General features: G+C 39.0%; 14 protein-coding genes and 3 tRNA genes. All 17 read right to left on the reverse strand.

All coding sequences use genetic code 11. The features are described from left to right. Positions 1-8: 8 nt before the first annotated feature. The 17 genes from rpoC to JGH11_RS00425 all read right to left on the reverse strand — a co-directional run bounded on the left by rpoC (position 9) and on the right by JGH11_RS00425 (position 16526). Positions 9-4292, reverse strand: a complete 4284-nt coding sequence (rpoC, locus tag JGH11_RS00345) for a DNA-directed RNA polymerase subunit beta' (RefSeq protein WP_201109566.1) — start codon at positions 4290-4292, stop codon at positions 9-11. A gap of 122 nt (positions 4293-4414) precedes the next feature. Continuing rightward, positions 4415-8227: a DNA-directed RNA polymerase subunit beta gene (gene rpoB, locus JGH11_RS00350; protein ID WP_201109567.1), complete on the reverse strand. Its 3813-nt coding sequence runs from the start codon at positions 8225-8227 to the stop codon at positions 4415-4417. Positions 8228-8328: 101 nt separating this feature from the next. Continuing rightward, positions 8329-8703 (reverse strand): 50S ribosomal protein L7/L12, encoded by a 375-nt coding sequence (gene rplL / locus JGH11_RS00355; protein WP_201109568.1) that lies wholly within the window; start codon positions 8701-8703, stop codon positions 8329-8331. 46 nt (positions 8704-8749) lie between these two features. After that, positions 8750-9262, reverse strand: coding sequence for a 50S ribosomal protein L10 (gene rplJ, locus JGH11_RS00360; RefSeq protein WP_201109569.1), 513 nt, complete (start codon positions 9260-9262; stop codon positions 8750-8752). Between the two features lie 21 nt (positions 9263-9283). Then, a complete protein-coding gene (rplA, locus tag JGH11_RS00365; protein ID WP_201109570.1) occupies positions 9284-9979 on the reverse strand; it encodes a 50S ribosomal protein L1 in 696 nt (231 codons plus the stop codon). Between the two features lie 19 nt (positions 9980-9998). Continuing rightward, positions 9999-10442 (reverse strand): 50S ribosomal protein L11, encoded by a 444-nt coding sequence (rplK, locus tag JGH11_RS00370; RefSeq protein WP_201109571.1) that lies wholly within the window; start codon positions 10440-10442, stop codon positions 9999-10001. Positions 10443-10506: 64 nt separating this feature from the next. Further along, complete coding sequence (gene nusG, locus JGH11_RS00375) at positions 10507-11052, reverse strand: transcription termination/antitermination protein NusG (RefSeq protein ID WP_201109572.1); 546 nt, start codon at positions 11050-11052, stop codon at positions 10507-10509. A 14-nt stretch (positions 11053-11066) separates the two neighbouring features. Further along, the gene (gene secE / locus JGH11_RS00380) at positions 11067-11255 is read right to left on the reverse strand and encodes a preprotein translocase subunit SecE (protein ID WP_201109573.1); all 189 of its coding nucleotides are present in this window, start codon (positions 11253-11255) and stop codon (positions 11067-11069) included. 22 nt (positions 11256-11277) lie between these two features. Next, positions 11278-11349: transfer RNA gene (locus JGH11_RS00385), tRNA-Trp, on the reverse strand. Positions 11350-11399: 50 nt separating this feature from the next. After that, a complete protein-coding gene (tuf, locus tag JGH11_RS00390; RefSeq protein ID WP_201109574.1) occupies positions 11400-12587 on the reverse strand; it encodes an elongation factor Tu in 1188 nt (395 codons plus the stop codon). Between the two features lie 70 nt (positions 12588-12657). Continuing rightward, a tRNA-Thr gene (locus JGH11_RS00395) sits at positions 12658-12729 on the reverse strand. A 149-nt stretch (positions 12730-12878) separates the two neighbouring features. Further along, positions 12879-12952: transfer RNA gene (locus tag JGH11_RS00400), tRNA-Thr, on the reverse strand. Between the two features lie 177 nt (positions 12953-13129). Continuing rightward, positions 13130-13429, reverse strand: a complete 300-nt coding sequence (gene hpf, locus JGH11_RS00405) for a ribosome hibernation-promoting factor, HPF/YfiA family (protein WP_201109575.1) — start codon at positions 13427-13429, stop codon at positions 13130-13132. 18 nt (positions 13430-13447) lie between these two features. Next, on the reverse strand, positions 13448-14335 hold the full coding sequence (gene xerC, locus JGH11_RS00410) for a tyrosine recombinase XerC (protein ID WP_201109576.1): 888 nt from the start codon (positions 14333-14335) through the stop codon (positions 13448-13450). Positions 14336-14395: 60 nt separating this feature from the next. Beyond that, positions 14396-14590 carry a 30S ribosomal protein S21 gene (gene rpsU / locus JGH11_RS00415; protein WP_201109577.1) on the reverse strand — a complete coding sequence of 65 codons (195 nt, stop codon included), beginning with the start codon at positions 14588-14590 and terminating at the stop codon, positions 14396-14398. Between the two features lie 235 nt (positions 14591-14825). Beyond that, on the reverse strand, positions 14826-15278 hold the full coding sequence (locus tag JGH11_RS00420) for a GNAT family N-acetyltransferase (RefSeq protein ID WP_201109578.1): 453 nt from the start codon (positions 15276-15278) through the stop codon (positions 14826-14828). 165 nt (positions 15279-15443) lie between these two features. After that, a complete protein-coding gene (locus JGH11_RS00425) occupies positions 15444-16526 on the reverse strand; it encodes a dipeptidase (RefSeq protein WP_201109579.1) in 1083 nt (360 codons plus the stop codon). Between the last annotated feature and the right edge of the window lie 4 nt (positions 16527-16530).

Consider the following 16530-nt stretch of genomic DNA (forward strand, 5'->3'; position numbering starts at 1 on the left):
TAAATTAATTATTCTACGGCGTCAAAGTCTACGACAGTCTTTCTCGTTGCAGCAATTCTATCGAAATCTTCTTTTGTACCAACAACAAGCTTTTCAAATTCACGCTGACCTGTACCTGCAGGAATTAAGTGTCCGCAAATTACATTTTCTTTCAAACCTTCTAACCTGTCCACTTTCGCATTGATAGCAGCATCATTCAGTACTTTTGTTGTTTCCTGGAATGAAGCAGCAGACATAAAGCTTTGAGTTTGAAGGGCTGCACGTGTAATACCCTGAAGTATCTGGTTCGCAGTAGCAGGAATTGCATCTCGTACTTCTACCAAACGAAGGTCTCTACGCTTAAGCATTGAGTTTTCGTCTCTTAGTTTACGTGCAGTAACAATCTGCCCTGGTTCGAATGTTGTAGAATCTCCGGCGTCAAGTATTACTTTTTTACCCCAGATTCTGTCATTCTCTTCCATTACTTCATATTTGTCAATAACTTGTTGTTCAAGGAAACGAGTATCACCCGGATCGATCACCTCTACCTTACGCATCATCTGACGTACAATTACTTCGAAGTGCTTATCATTGATTTTTACCCCTTGCAGACGGTATACATCTTGTACTTCATTAACGATGTATTCCTGAACAGCAGTTGGTCCCATGATAGAAAGAATGTCTGACGGAGTTGTAGCTCCATCAGAAAGTGGCATACCGGCCCTTACGAAGTCATTTTCTTGTACAAGAATTTGTTTCGATAGTGGAACAAGGTATTTTTTTACTTCTCCAAGTTTGGAAGTAACGATCACCTCTCTGTTACCACGCTTAATCTTACCAAATGAAATTTCTCCATCGATTTCAGATACAACAGCTGGATTAGAAGGATTACGTGCTTCGAATAATTCTGTTACACGTGGAAGACCTCCTGTGATATCACCTGCTTTACCTATTGCACGAGGTATTTTAACGAGAACATCACCTGCCTTGATTGTATCGTTATCATCTTTAACAAGGTGGGCACCTAATGGAAGTGTATATGTCTTGATTGTTTTACCTTGTTCGTCCAATACATGTGCTTCCGGAGCTTTAGTTTTGTCACGAGATTCAATAATGATTTTCTCTTTCAATCCTGTTTGCTCATCAGACTCAACTTTGAACGTTACATTTTCAATAACATTTTCAAACTTGATACGTCCTGTTGCCTCGGATACGATAACCGCATTAAATGGATCCCATTCGCAGATCAGTTCATCTCTCTTCACTTTAGCTCCATCTTTGAAATAAAGCTTAGAGCCATAAGGAATGTTATGAGTAAGGAGTACAATTTTTGTATTTGGATCTACCAATCTTAGCTCTACTAAGCGGCTTACTACAATTTGAACTTTTTTGTTTGTCTCATCTACAATATCAACAACACGAAGATCATCAATTTCTAATACACCATCGTATTTAGCGATTATTCTACTTTCGCTGGCAATATTAGATGCGATACCCCCAACGTGGAAAGTACGTAGTGTCAACTGTGTACCCGGTTCACCGATAGACTGTGCCGCGATTACACCGACAGCTTCTCCTCGTTGAACCATACGGCCTGTAGCAAGGTTACGTCCGTAACATTTACCACAAACACCTTTTTTAGATTCACAAGTAAGAACCGAACGGATCTCAACACTTTCAATAGGTGAATTTTGGATAAGAGTTGCTTTATCTTCCGTGATTTCTTCTCCCGATCTGATGATTATATCGCCGGTTAAAGGATGTTGAATATCATGTACAGATACACGACCTAATATACGTTCGTAAAGAGATGCTACAACTTCTTCGTTGTTCTTCAATTCAGTACAAACTAGACCACGAAGTGTTCCACAATCTTCTTCATTGATAATAACGTCTTGCGAAACGTCAACCAGACGACGAGTTAAGTATCCGGCATCGGCAGTCTTCAAGGCTGTATCGGCAAGACCTTTACGCGCACCGTGGGTAGAGATAAAATACTCTAATACTGACAGACCTTCCTTAAAGTTTGAAAGAATTGGGTTTTCAATAATCTGAGCACCCTCAGCTCCACTCTTTTGAGGTTTTGCCATCAATCCACGCATACCTGACAACTGACGAATCTGCTCTTTCGAACCACGGGCTCCCGAATCTAACATCATATATACAGAGTTAAATCCTTGATCATCTTCCGAAAGTTGTTTCATCAGGATATTAGATAGCTTAGAGTTAATATGTGTCCAAGTATCGATAATCTGATTGTAACGCTCATTATATGTAATGAATCCCATATTATAGTTTCCTATAATCTGTTCCACTTCATCATATCCTTGTTTAACCAGCGTTTCTTTTTCTTCAGGAATGATTACATCTTCAAGGTTGAATGATAATCCCCCTCGGAATGCCATCATATAGCCCAGATCTTTGATGTCGTCTAGGAATTGAGCTGTTTTTGCAACCCCGGCTACTTTAATTACATTACCGATGATATCACGAAGAGATTTCTTCGAAAGAACTTCGTTAACGAATCCTACTTCAACTGGAGTTTTCTCGTTGACAAGGACACGTCCTACAGTAGTTTCACGCATCATGCGGGCTACGTTGCCATTTTCATCCAAATCATCGACATATACTTTGATAAGAGCATGTATATCTACTTTTCCTTCGTTATAAGCGATTATCGCTTCTTCAGGACCGTAGAATATAAGGCCTTCACCTTTTGCTCCTTTACGTATTTTAGTGATATAATACAATCCTAAAACCATGTCTTGAGAAGGAACTGTAATAGGAGCTCCATTCGCAGGGTTAAGAATGTTATGAGAGGCAAGCATCAACATTTGCGCTTCAAGAATAGCTTCATTACCTAGTGGTAAGTGAACCGCCATCTGGTCACCGTCGAAGTCGGCATTGAACGCCGTACAAGAAAGTGGATGCAGCTGAATAGCTTTACCTCCGATCATTTTCGGTTGGAATGCTTGTATACCTAAACGGTGAAGAGTAGGGGCACGGTTGAGTAACACAGGGTGTCCTTTCATTACGTGCTCTAGGATATCCCATACCACAGGTTCCTTACGATCTACTATTTTTTTGGCTGATTTTACGGTCTTAACGATACCACGCTCAATCAGTTTGCGAATTACAAACGGTTTGTACAATTCGGCAGCCATATCCTGAGGAATACCGCACTCGTGCATCTTCAATTCAGGACCAACGACAATTACCGAACGAGCCGAATAGTCGACACGTTTACCTAATAAGTTTTGACGGAAACGACCTTGTTTCCCTTTCAAACTATCGGAAAGCGATTTTAACGGACGGTTAGCATCAGTTTTAACCGCACTCGATTTACGTGAGTTGTCGAACAATGAATCTACAGCTTCCTGAAGCATACGTTTTTCATTACGCAAAATTACTTCCGGAGCTTTGATATCTATTAGTCTTTTCAGACGATTGTTACGTATTATTACACGGCGATACAAGTCGTTTAGGTCAGAAGTTGCGAAACGACCACCATCCAACGGAACAAGTGGGCGAAGTTCTGGTGGAATAACCGGAACGATCTTAACGATCATCCATTCGGGTTTATTCTTATTCTTCGAACCACGGAATGCTTCTACAACCTGAAGCTGTTTTAATGCTTCGTTCTTACGTTGTTGAGATGTATCTGTACTTGCTTTGTGGCGAAGTGTATTTGCCAACGAATCCAAATTGATACGTGCAAGCAAATCATATACAGCTTCGGCTCCCATTTTTGCAATAAACTTGTTAGGATCGGTATCGTCTAACAGTTGATTTTCTTTAGGGAGTTTGTCTAGAATATTTAAATATTCCTCTTCTGTAAGGAGGTCTTTATCTGCTATTCCTTCTTCGATTGCTGCTCCCGCTTGGATCACAACAAAACGTTCGTAATAGATGATTGTATCTAATTTCTTAGTAGGGATACCAAGTAGATAACCCATTTTGTTAGGAAGCGAACGGAAATACCAGATATGTGCTACAGGAACTACAAGGTGAATGTGCCCTGTACGTTCACGGCGTACTTTCTTTTCTGTAACTTCAACACCGCAACGGTCGCAAACAATACCTTTATAACGGATTCTCTTGTATTTTCCGCAATGACATTCATAGTCCTTTACAGGGCCGAATATACGTTCGCAGAAAAGTCCGTCACGTTCAGGTTTGTAAGTACGGTAGTTGATTGTTTCGGGTTTCAAAACTTCACCGCTTGATGCTTCCAGAATTTCTTCGGGCGAAGCAAGACTTACAGTTATTTTTGAAAAGCTACTCTTTACTTTATTTTCTTTTCTAAAAGCCATATACTTTCTTTCTTTAAAAGCTGTTAGCCATTAGCTGATGCTGATAGCTGTTTATTAGAGTATTTAGAATCCGTTAGCCAAAGCTATAAGCTTGTAAGCGATAGCTAACGGTTTTTTTTATATTAATCAAGCGAAACGCTTAGTCCCAAACCACGCATTTCGTGTAATAATACATTCAATGACTCAGGGATGCCAGGTTGTGGCATTGGCTCACCTTTTACGATGGCTTCATATGCTTTGGAACGTCCTACCACGTCATCCGACTTAATAGTAAGGATTTCTCTTAAGATATAAGCTGCACCAAATGCTTCAAGTGCCCAAACCTCCATTTCTCCGAAACGTTGACCCCCGAATTGCGCTTTACCTCCAAGAGGCTGTTGCGTAATAAGCGAGTAAGGTCCGATAGAACGCGCGTGCATCTTGTCTTCAACCATGTGTCCCAGTTTCAGCATATAAATAATACCTACTGTTGCATGTTGGTCGAATCTGTCTCCTGTGCCACCATCGAAAAGACGGACTTTACCATATCTAGGAACTCCCGCTTTATCTGTCCAAGTATTCAGGTCGTCAAGACTAGCACCATCGAAAATAGGAGTCGCAAATTTAACACCTAATTCTTTTCCGGCCCATCCAAGAACTGTTTCGAAAATCTGTCCAAGGTTCATACGTGAAGGCACACCCAGTGGATTCAATACGATATCTACAGGAGTTCCATCCGGTAAGAAAGGCATATCTTCTTGGCGTACAATACGCGAAACGATACCCTTGTTTCCGTGACGTCCCGCCATTTTATCACCTACCTGAACTTTACGTTTTTTCGCTACATAAACTTTTGCTATCTGGATAATACCTGATGGTAATTCGTCTCCGATAGTAAGGTCGAAGCGTTTACGTTTTAATTCAGCATCAAGCTCTTTATATTTACGTAGATAATTTACAATAACGTCTCTTATTAAACCGTTCTTGTGAGCATCTGTAGTCCAGTTGCTAACTTGTATCGATTCGTAGTCGATATTGTCTAAGGCACTTTTAGTAAATTTAGCACCTTTGGCTATGATATCTACATTCAGATAGTCTTTCACTCCTTGAGATGTCTTTCCATCAGTAAGTATAAGTATTTTGTCTACTAATACACTTTTCAGTTTAGCCATCTTTTCTTCATACTCTTCGTCAAGCTTAGGTAATAATGCTTTGCTCGAAAGTTTTGTTTTACCTTTTTTAGAAGCTTTAGAGAATAGATTTGTTCCTACAACAACACCTTTCAATGAAGGAGAAGCTTTCAATGATGCATCTTTTACATCACCTGCTTTATCTCCAAAGATAGCGCGAAGTAGTTTTTCTTCAGGAGAAGGATCTGATTCTCCTTTTGGAGTAATCTTTCCTATCAAGATATCTCCCGGATTGACACGGGCTCCAATACGGATAATTCCTCTTTCGTCCAGATCTTTTGTCGCATCTTCACTTACATTCGGAATATCCGAAGTTAGTTCCTCAACTCCACGTTTTGTATCACGAACTTCAAGAGAGAATTCTTCTACGTGAACTGATGTAAATATATCTTCTCGTACAATGCGTTCGTTAAGAACGATAGCATCCTCAAAGTTGTAACCTTTCCATGGCATGAAGGCCACTTTAAGATTCTTACCTATGGCAAGTTCTCCTTTCTCTGTAGAATATCCTTCCGTCAAAATCTGATTTAATACAACTCTATCTCCTTTGCGACAAATCGGGCGAAGGTCAATTGTTGTGTTTTGATTTGTTTTACGGAATTTAGGGATGTAATATGCTTTAATAGCATCATCGAAGGCTACAAAGTCTTCGTCTGCTGTACGGTCATATTTAATTTTGATAGTATCTGCATCCACATATACTACTTCTCCTGCTCCTTCAGCAACAATTTGTGTACGCGAATCACGGATCAGCTGTCCTTCAATACCTGTTCCCACAATTGGAGCTTCGGTACGCATAAGAGGTACTGCCTGGCGCATCATATTAGATCCCATCAGTGCACGGTTGGCATCATCATGTTCCAAGAAAGGAATTAATGATGCAGCAATAGATGCAATCTGTGTAGGTGATACGTCCATTAGTTCTACTTCTTCAGGGGCGATAACAGGATAGTCAGCATCTTGACGAGCTTTTACGCGACTGTTGATAAATGATCCATCGTCATTTAACGGAGCATTACCTTGTGCGATCAGTTTGTCCTCTTCTTCTTCAGCAGCCAAGTAGGTGATTCCATTCTCAGAAAGATCAACTTTGCTGTTTGTCACTTTACGATATGGGGTTTCGATGAAGCCCAGATCATTTATTTTAGCATACACACAAAGAGATGAGATCAAACCGATATTAGGACCTTCCGGAGTTTCGATAGGACAAAGACGGCCGTAGTGAGTATAGTGAACGTCACGCACCTCAAATCCGGCTCTTTCGCGAGAAAGACCGCCCGGTCCAAGGGCCGACATACGGCGTTTATGTGTTATCTCTGCTAATGGATTAGTTTGGTCCATAAACTGAGATAAAGCATTTGTTCCGAAGAATGTATTGACAACAGATGAGATTGTTTTAGCATTGATCAGGTCGATCGGAGTAAATACCTCATTGTCGCGAACATTCATTCTTTCACGAATGATACGTGCCATACGGTTTAGGCCAACTCCAAACTGATTGAAAAGTTGTTCTCCAACTGTACGAACACGACGGTTGCTCAAGTGGTCGATATCATCAACGATTGCTTTTGAATTAATCAGTTCGATCAGGTATTTGATGATCTCAATGATATCTTCTTTGGTCAATACACGGATGTCGTCGCTTGTAGCTAAACCTAATTTTTTATTTAGTCTGTAACGTCCTACTTCACCTAGATCATAACGTTTTTCAGAGAAAAACAGGTTATTGATAACTTCGCGTGCACTAGTGTCATCAGCCGGTTCTGCGCTGCGCAATTGTCGGTAAATATGACGTACTGCATCTATTTCCGAATTACTAGGGTCTTTTTGCAATGTATTATAAATAATTGCAAAGTCGGAAAGATGCTGAGATTCTTTATGTAATAGGATTGAAGCAATATTTGAATCTATAATAAGATCAAGGTGCTCTTTTTCCAGTACGGTTTCGCGTTCAAGTATAACTTCGTTACGTTCTATTGATGTAACCTCTCCGGTGTCTTCATCGACAAAGTCTTCCATCCATGTTCTTAAGATTCTGGCTGCAAGCTTACGTCCTAAAACTTTCTTGATATTTTGTTTTGTAACCTTTATTTCTTCAGCAAGATCAAAGATTTCCAATATATCACGGTCGCTTTCAAATCCGATGGCACGAAGCAAAGTTGTTACAGGTAATTTCTTCTTACGATCAATATATGCATACATGACATTGTTTATGTCTGTAGCAAACTCGATCCAAGAACCTTTGAACGGAATGATACGAGCTGAATAAAGCTTAGTACCATTGGCATGCATTGTTTGTCCGAAGAATACACCAGGTGAGCGGTGTAATTGGGATACAACAACACGCTCTGCTCCGTTGATGACAAAGGTACCTTTGTCAGTCATATATGGTATCAGTCCCAGATAAACATCTTGGATAACTGTATCAAAATCTTCGTGGTCAGGATCTGTACAATAGAGCTTAAGCTTTGCTTTCAGAGGGACACTATAGGTGAGGCCTCTTTCGATACATTCTTCGATAGTATATCGAGGAGGGTCGATAAAGTAGTCTAAAAACTCTAATACAAAGTTGTTTCTTGTGTCGGCAATAGGAAAGTTTTCAGCGAAAACTTTATATAAGCCTTCGTTTTTCCTGCTCTCAGGAGGCGTATCAAGCTGTAAAAAGTCGCGGAATGACTTTAGCTGTACTTCAAGGAAATCCGGGTAGGGTAGAGGATTCTTGATTGAAGCAAAATTTACTCTTTGATTTGTATTTGTTGAAGACATGGATAACCAATTTTTATGAACTTATTATTTTTGACGCAAAAAGGTTAAGAACCTTCTTCAGGAAGGTTCCTAACCAAATATCCTTTCACAGGACTATCTTTTTACTTAAGTTCAACTTCGGCTCCAGCTTCTTCTAGTTGTTTTTTCAATGCATCTGCTTCATCTTTAGTAACTCCTTTTTTAAGTTCGCTAGGAGCACCATCTACTAGATCTTTAGCCTCTTTCAAACCAAGTCCTGTTAATTCTTTTACTGCTTTAACTACTTGTAGTTTGTTTGCACCAGCTGATTTTAATACAACATCAAATGCTGTTTTTTCTTCTACAGCTTCAGCAGCAGCACCAGCAGGAGCTGCAACAGCAACTGCAGCAGCAGCTGGTTCAATACCGTATTCAGTTTTTAGAATTTCAGCTAATTCGCTTACTTCTTTCACTGTCAAATTTACTAGTTGTTCTGCAATAGCTTTGATATCTGCCATTTTTGTATAAATTAAAATTGTTATTATTTCTTTTGTTTAAAATATATTATCTCTTAGATAGAGTTTCTAAGACGCCATGGATAGTATTTCCACCTGATTGAAGGGCTGAAATAACATTCTTGGCAGGAGATTGAAGGGCTGCGATAACGTCGCCGATAAGCTCGTTTTTGCTCTTGATATTTTCTAGTGCGCTTAGGTTTTCTGCACCCACATAGAAGCCTTCTTGAACATAAGCTGCCTTAAGCGAAGGAATGCCTTCTTTTTTGTATTTTGCAATCAGCTTAGCCGGAGCATTAGCTGTATTAGAAAACATTATAGCAGTGTTACCTACCATTGCTTTACTAAGCTCCGAATAATCTCCTTCAAGAGAGTCTAGAGCTTTTTGCAATAGCGTGTTTTTTACAACCATAAGTTTGATCTCTTGCTTAGCGCATTCTCTTCTCAATTCACTGGTTTTAGTAGAATTAAGAGAAGCAATGTCGGTAAGATAGAAGTGATCGTAGCCTTTGATTGTAGCTGCAATGTTTTCTATAATAGTGAATTTATCTTCCTTTCTCATAATTTTCAGTCAATTTGTTAATTAATTTTCTACTGATTTAGGGTCTATTTTTACACCCGGACTCATAGTACTTGAAAGACAAACACTTTTTATATAAGCACCTTTAGCTGCAGTCGGTTTCAGTTTGATAAGAGTAGAGATAAATTCTCTAGCGTTATCTTTGATTTGCTCAGGAGTAAAAGATACTTTTCCGATAGAAGCGTGGATAATACCAGCTTTATCTACTTTAAAGTCAATTTTACCTGATTTAACCTCTGTCACAGCTTTAGCAACATCCATAGTTACAGTTCCGCTCTTCGGGTTAGGCATCAGACCACGAGGTCCTAATACACGCCCTAAAGCACCAACTTTACCCATAATAGCAGGCTGAGTGATGATAACATCCACATCGGTCCAACCGCCTTTTATTTTCTCGATATATTCGTCCAATCCAACATAGTCAGCTCCTGCTTCTTTAGCAGCAGCTTCAGCGTCTGGTGAACATAATACCAAAACTCTTACTTGTTTTCCTGTTCCATGAGGAAGAGATACTACACCTCTTACCATCTGGTTAGCTTTTCGTGGGTCTACACCTAAGCGTACATCTAAATCGACTGAAGAATCGAATTTAGTTGTTGTAATCTCTTTTACAAGAGCAGATGCTTCTGTTAATGTATATAGTTTCCCTGCTTCAATTTTGCTGAAAGCTAACTTTTGATTTTTTGTAAGTTTACCCATTTCTAAATTGAAGATTTAATTATTGAACATCAGGGAAAGCCCCTTTTACAGTAATACCCATACTTCTTGCTGTACCAGCAACCATTCTCATGGCAGATTCGATTGTAAAACAGTTAAGATCGACCATTTTATCTTCAGCAATTGCTTTTACCTGATCCCAAGTAATTTCAGCTACTTTCTTACGATTTGGTTCTGCCGATCCGCCTTTAACTTTTGATGCTTCAAGCAATTGTATAGCTACAGGTGGTTGTTTTACAACAAAATCAAAAGACTTGTCGACATAGTAAGTAATTACCACTGGTAATATTTTACCTGCCTTGTCTTGAGTTCTGGCATTAAATTGCTTACAGAAATCCATAATGTTGATACCTTTCGAACCTAGAGCAGGTCCTACAGGAGGAGATGGATTTGCTGCACCGCCTTTAATCTGTAATTTTAATTGTCCAGCAATTTCTTTAGCCATTTTTGTTTCTAATTTTTAGTTTTATTAAAACTTAAGATTGAGCATTCAGATTGCGTAACCAGTCTTATTGCTCTTTTTCAACTTGCATGTAATTCAATTCGAGAGGAGTTTTCCTTCCGAATATCTTTACCATTACTTTTAGTTTCTTTTTCTCAGCGTTCACTTCTTCAATAATTCCCGAGAATCCAGAGAAAGGACCATTGGTCACTTTAATGTTTTCTCCAACGAAATATTGAACATCCATACTTACTTCTTGCTCGTCCAACTCGTCCATTGTTCCAAGTATTCTGTTTACTTCAGATTGACTCAGAGGTTGAGGATTTGTGGTGTTAGGCAAAAAGCCGGCAACAAAGTTAATATTACGCAGTTCATGGATTACTTCCCCTACAAGGGCAGCTTCTATCAATATATAGCCGGGAAGATAAGCTCTTTCTTTTAGAACCTTCTTTCCGTTACGCATGATATAAGTTTTCTCGGTAGGGATAAGAACTTGTGAGATATACTTTCCTAAGTCAGATTTCTTTATCTCAGCTTCAAGATACTCTTTGACCTTATTTTCTTTTCCACTAACAGCACGCAGTACGTACCATTTCTTTTCGATTTCAGTCATAGCTATTGATAAGATTACAAACTATAGAAAAGCTTGACAACGTTCTCAAACGCAGTGTCAACCCCCCAGATGATTAATGCCATTATTATGGAAGCAATCATGACAATAACCGCACTGCTGGTTAATTCTGTGCGAGAAGGCCAAGAAACTTTGTATACAAGCTCGTTGTAAGAATCTTTAATGTAATTTATTATTTTTTTCATCACTCTTTTTGAGTTTTTTTAGCACGGGCGGAGAGATTCGAACTCCCGACATTTGGTTTTGGAGACCAACGCTCTACCACTGAACTACGCCCGTAAATTAAAGTCGGCTATATTTCAAACCGACTTCAGTATATTTGAAATTGCTTAAGCAGTAATTTCTGTAATCTGACCAGCACCTACTGTACGTCCACCTTCGCGGATAGCGAAACGAAGACCTACGTTACAAGCTACTGGGTAGATAAGTTCTACGTTGATAGTGATGTTGTCACCAGGCATAACCATATCTGTTCCTTCAGGAAGAGTGATTTCACCAGTAACGTCAAGAGTACGTAGGTAGAACTGAGGACGATATTTGTTGTGGAATGGAGTGTGACGTCCACCTTCTTCTTTCTTCAAGATATAAACCTCAGCTTTGAATTGAGTGTGAGGAGTAATTTTACCTGGGTGGCAAATTACCATACCACGTTTGATATCATCTTTGTCGATACCACGAAGAAGCAAACCTACGTTGTCTCCAGCTTGTCCTTCATCAAGTATCTTACGGAACATTTCAACACCAGTTACAACTGATTTCTTGTTAGTTGCACCAAGACCAATGATTTGAACCTCTTCTGATGTTTTGATGATACCTGTTTCGATACGACCTGTTGCTACTGTACCACGACCTGTGATAGAGAACACGTCTTCAACTGGCATCAAGAATGGTTTATCAACATCACGTGGAGGAAGTGGAATCCAAGTATCCACAGCGTTCATAAGTTCCATTACTTGGCTAACCCAAGGCTCAACGCCATTAAGTGCTCCAAGAGCAGATCCACGAATAACAGGAGTATTGTCGCCGTCGAACTCATAGAATGAAAGAAGTTCTCTCATTTCTAGTTCAACTAATTCTAACATTTCTTCGTCTTCAACGATATCACATTTGTTCATGAAAACAACCAATCTTGGAACGTTTACCTGACGTGCAAGAAGGATGTGCTCGCGAGTTTGAGGCATCGGACCATCAGTAGCAGCAACTACGATAATAGCACCGTCCATCTGAGCAGCACCAGTAACCATGTTCTTTACGTAGTCCGCGTGACCAGGACAGTCAACGTGTGCGTAGTGACGGTTAGCTGTTTCGTATTCAACGTGTGATGTATTAATTGTTATACCACGTTCTTTTTCTTCTGGAGCATTGTCAATTTTATCGAAATCAATTGCTTGAGAAAGACCTTTGGAAGCCAGTACTTTTGTGATAGCAGCAGTCAAGGTAGTTTTACCGTGGTCAACGTGACCGATAGTACCGATGTTAACATGCGGTTTCGACCGGTTAAAATGTTCTTTTGCCATAATTAATCTTCTATTATATTGGTTAATGTATATATTAAATTTTTGATAGAATCAATGCTTTTATCTATAGAGCCCATGACGGGACTTGAACCCGTGACCTCTTCCTTACCAAGGAAGTGCTCTACCACTGAGCTACATTGGCAAATTATCTTTACAATCAATTTTCAATAAATATGCACCTATTTTTTAATAATAGGTGTACTATTATTGAAAGCGAAAAAGATAGAAGTTTGAACTTTATGCCGACTGCTTTAATCTGCTTAGTCTACCGCTTCTAGTTCCCTATGTCTGAGCCTCTTGTCGGATTCGAACCAACGACCCCGAGATTACAAATCACGTGCTCTGGCCAACTGAGCTAAAGAGGCATATATCTCTAATTTTATCGCTATTCTCTTATCTTTGAGAGCGAAACGGCGACAAAATTAGAGATTATTTTTTAGAATAACAATACTTTGCGTGTTTATTTTTTAGTTGTTACTCCTTTTGGTTTGTAATTCATTGATTCTATATGAAATAAGCGTCTCTTTTTTTGCTCGCTAGCCTTATTTAGCAAGGCTTTTTTCTTTTACTTTTAGTATTTGTTTTTCTAATGCTTCGATGTTTTGCATCACGGCCTCTTCAAAGCTATCGGCTGTTTTGTTTGCAAAAAGCTCTCCGCTTTTAATGTTTAGTTTGATTGAAGCTTCTTTATTATTAGCAACTTCAGGTTTTGTAACTTTAAGTATAACTTCTGCATCTACGATAAGATCTGAGAATTTATCTAATTTCGATAATTTCTTTTCGATAAATTCTTTTAGCTGGGTACTTGCGTCAAAGTGTACAGATTGAATTACAATATTCATAATATTCCTCCTTTGCTTTTAAGCTCTTGGGTGAGCTTTGTTATAAATTTTCTTTAATTCTTCAAATGAAGTGTGAGTGTATATTTCTGTTGCCGCTAGGCTTGAGTGACCTAGTAGTTCTTTTACGGCGTTTATATCAGCTCCGTTGTTCAGCATGCTTGTGGCAAATGAATGTCTTAGTACATGGGGGCTCGTTTTAGATAGAGTCGGTATATGTTTCAGATTTTCTTCAATTATACGATGTACAAGCATGGGATATAGTTGTTTTCCGTTTTCTCGGACAAATAAGTAGCCTGTCGTATTTTCTACTTCTTTGTCTCTTATTGTAATATATTGTTCCAATAATGTTCTCATGCCATCGCTAAATGGTATAATCCGCTGTTTGTTTCGTTTTCCCGTTACTTGAATAGTTTCGTTACTAAAATCTACATCGGTATCTCTTAGTCCGATTAATTCTGCTCGTCGTATGCCTGTTGCATAGAAAAGCTCAATCATTATTTGATTTCGAAGCGATTCGTAAGAGTCGTCGAAATTGGTATTGTCTAATATTTTGTCCATATCCGTGTTATTTATAAACGCCGGAATAGGCTTTGGTGTTTTTGGGCCTGTTATTTTTTTTACAGGGTTAATTGAGATTTCGTTTATTCTGAGTAAGTATTTATAAAAAGATTTTAATGTACTGAGTTTTCGGTTGACAGATCGTGCTGATATTTTCGCTTCCATTAAAGATACTATCCATAGTCGGATAATATCGCTGTCTGCAGCTTTTATATCTATTTCAGGAAAGTGTTCTTTCAGAAACTCGGAAAATTGTTGGAGGTCTGTAGAATAAGAAATCTCCGTATGTAAAGAAAAGTTCTTTTCATAACGGAGATACTTTATATATTTCTCTATTAATAACATCATCTTTCCGAAGATTTATCCTGAATGACGAAGTTAATAATATTATATTGAAATGACAATAGCTTATGCTTCTTCCGAACGGTGCATTGCTTGCACGTATACGGCGTGTAGTTTTTGTGCTCTTTTTACTACAGATGGCTTGCGGAATTCTTGACGTCTTCTAAGTTCCTTAACTACACCAGTTTTTTCGTATTTTCTTTTGAATTTCTTCAAGGCTTTTTCAATATTTTCGCCTTCTTTTAATGGAACAATGATCATAATTATTTTTTTATTTTTTGTTTTAAATTCTAATTTTTTAAGGTGGGATTCCTATTTTCCCAATCTAAAGGATGTTTATTCAGGTTGCGGGTATAATCTTTCGAACGCCGCTATTAAAGCGGTATTAAGCAATTACTTAATATGTTTAGTTCAAAAGATCATCAAACCTCCCTTCTGTTTTCGGGCTGCAAATTTAGTGTTTAAAATATTAATCTCCAAGAATTTTTTGAAATTCTTATCCTCTTTTCATTCGGATATGTGGTATGCCGTCTTCAAGATATGGTTCTCCATAACTTATAAAACCGTGGCTTCTGTAAAAATTTTGTAAGTGTGCCTGAGCAGAAATTACTATTTCCTTTGAGCCGAATTCAGAGGCCTCTATTTCCAATGCTTTTTTCATCAGGTCGTGTCCATACCCATATTTTCGAAATTCCTCAGCGACTATTACTCTTCCTAAGCTGCCTTCTCGATAGTAATCACCAGATCGGAATAAACGGCAATAAGCCATGAGTTCATTGTCTATATAGCCATGTATATGTACGGCCTTTGGGTCGTTATAGTCGGTGTCGAGATAAGGTGCGTTCTGTTCTATGACAAATACCTTACATCTCAGATGTAGTATTGCATACAATTCGTCTGTTGTCAGACTCTTGAAGTCGTTGACTTTCCATGTTATTTCTTTTCTCATTCCTTTTTATATAAGCAAATTTATGCTGGGTTTTGAGGTGCTCGTATATAGATCCGGATTTAAAGCCGTGCGAAGATAAATATTTTCTTCTATAAATACATATATGTAAAGACGGAGAAATAAGCTTATTTCTCCGTCTTAAAAATAATTCAGTTTTATAAATGTTTATAGGGCTTTTCTCATAAAACGGATCCAGTTTCCGGATGCTATTTTTTCAATATCGTTATCGGTATATCCTCTGTTTTTCAATAGTTGTGGGGTTTTTTGCAGGTCTGCTATTGTTTTCAGGTCATATGGGCATTGTTCTGTCCCAAAAGCGCCATCAAGGTCACTGCCTACAGCTGCATGATCTGAGTTTCCTGCAAGTTGACATATGCGGTCGATATTATTGATCATAATGTCCATGTTGCAGTTCATGCCTTGGGGGGTGGATGAACCACGTATCCAGTTTGGAACCATCATCCATGCATCGAGTGCAATCCCTATGACGGCGTCTCTTTCTATAAGAGCTTTAATCATATCGTCGCTGAATTGACGATTGTGGTCGACAAATGCGCGACAATTGTTATGGCTTGCCCATATATTTCCTTTATATATATCAAGTGCATGCCAGAAAGCATCGTCATTCAGGTGGGTTGCATCAAGAATCATATCGAGACGATCCATTTCTTTCAGAAGGTCTATCCCCATTTGGTTTAACCGTCCCGAAGAGTCGGTTCCGTTGGCGTATCTTCCCGGACCGTAGTGAGCCGGACCTATTGCTCTTAAGCCGTAATTGTATGCTCTTTCTACATAACTTATGTTTACTATTGAATCTGCACCTTCTAAACTTAGTATATAACCAATGGGTTTGCTATTATTTGGTTTGCCGTTCTTCCACAAAGCCAGATGCTCGTCAAGCTCAGTTTTGTTTCTGATCATTACCATTTGACCTTCCTCTTCCATTGCTCGATACCATGCAAGTTGGCCTTGCGTTTGTGCCCATGCCTGTTCGGGTGAATGCCATCCCGATCCGGGAAGATTGTTGTTTTTTTCTATAACGCGTCCTATTTGGGTGGCAACAACCAAGCCGATATTTCCGTTTCTTAACTCGGGTAATGTAGTGGTTGCTTTTGCTCTGTCGGGTTTGTCGGTCATTCCGGCTTCCTGTCGGTTGATTTCTTCTACAGGTTCGCGTAGGTCTCGATTCCATTCCAAAGCATTCATGCTAAGATCGAGATGAGCGTCTACAAAAAATAGTTTAGACATTTCT

Source organism: Dysgonomonas sp. Marseille-P4677 (assembly GCF_016652235.1).
Classification (GTDB): domain Bacteria; phylum Bacteroidota; class Bacteroidia; order Bacteroidales; family Dysgonomonadaceae; genus Dysgonomonas.

Excerpts from the sequence above, each read along its gene's own strand:
- rpsU (WP_201109577.1), bottom strand. The coding sequence starts at position 14,590 with ATGATCATTGTTCCATTAAAAGAAGGCGAAAATATTGAAAAAGCCTTG.
- rplL (WP_201109568.1), bottom strand. The coding sequence starts at position 8,703 with ATGGCAGATATCAAAGCTATTGCAGAACAACTAGTAAATTTGACAGTG.
- rpoB (WP_201109567.1), bottom strand. The coding sequence starts at position 8,227 with ATGTCTTCAACAAATACAAATCAAAGAGTAAATTTTGCTTCAATCAAG.
- rpoC (WP_201109566.1), bottom strand. The coding sequence starts at position 4,292 with ATGGCTTTTAGAAAAGAAAATAAAGTAAAGAGTAGCTTTTCAAAAATA.
- rplJ (WP_201109569.1), bottom strand. The coding sequence starts at position 9,262 with ATGAGAAAGGAAGATAAATTCACTATTATAGAAAACATTGCAGCTACA.
- rplA (WP_201109570.1), bottom strand. The coding sequence starts at position 9,979 with ATGGGTAAACTTACAAAAAATCAAAAGTTAGCTTTCAGCAAAATTGAA.
- nusG (WP_201109572.1), bottom strand. The coding sequence starts at position 11,052 with ATGACTGAAATCGAAAAGAAATGGTACGTACTGCGTGCTGTTAGTGGA.
- hpf (WP_201109575.1), bottom strand. The coding sequence starts at position 13,429 with ATGAATATTGTAATTCAATCTGTACACTTTGACGCAAGTACCCAGCTA.
- rplK (WP_201109571.1), bottom strand. The coding sequence starts at position 10,442 with ATGGCTAAAGAAATTGCTGGACAATTAAAATTACAGATTAAAGGCGGT.
- JGH11_RS00420 (WP_201109578.1), bottom strand. The coding sequence starts at position 15,278 with ATGAGAAAAGAAATAACATGGAAAGTCAACGACTTCAAGAGTCTGACA.
- xerC (WP_201109576.1), bottom strand. The coding sequence starts at position 14,335 with ATGATGTTATTAATAGAGAAATATATAAAGTATCTCCGTTATGAAAAG.
- tuf (WP_201109574.1), bottom strand. The coding sequence starts at position 12,587 with ATGGCAAAAGAACATTTTAACCGGTCGAAACCGCATGTTAACATCGGT.
- secE (WP_201109573.1), bottom strand. The coding sequence starts at position 11,255 with ATGAAAAAAATAATAAATTACATTAAAGATTCTTACAACGAGCTTGTA.
- JGH11_RS00425 (WP_201109579.1), bottom strand. The coding sequence starts at position 16,526 with ATGTCTAAACTATTTTTTGTAGACGCTCATCTCGATCTTAGCATGAAT.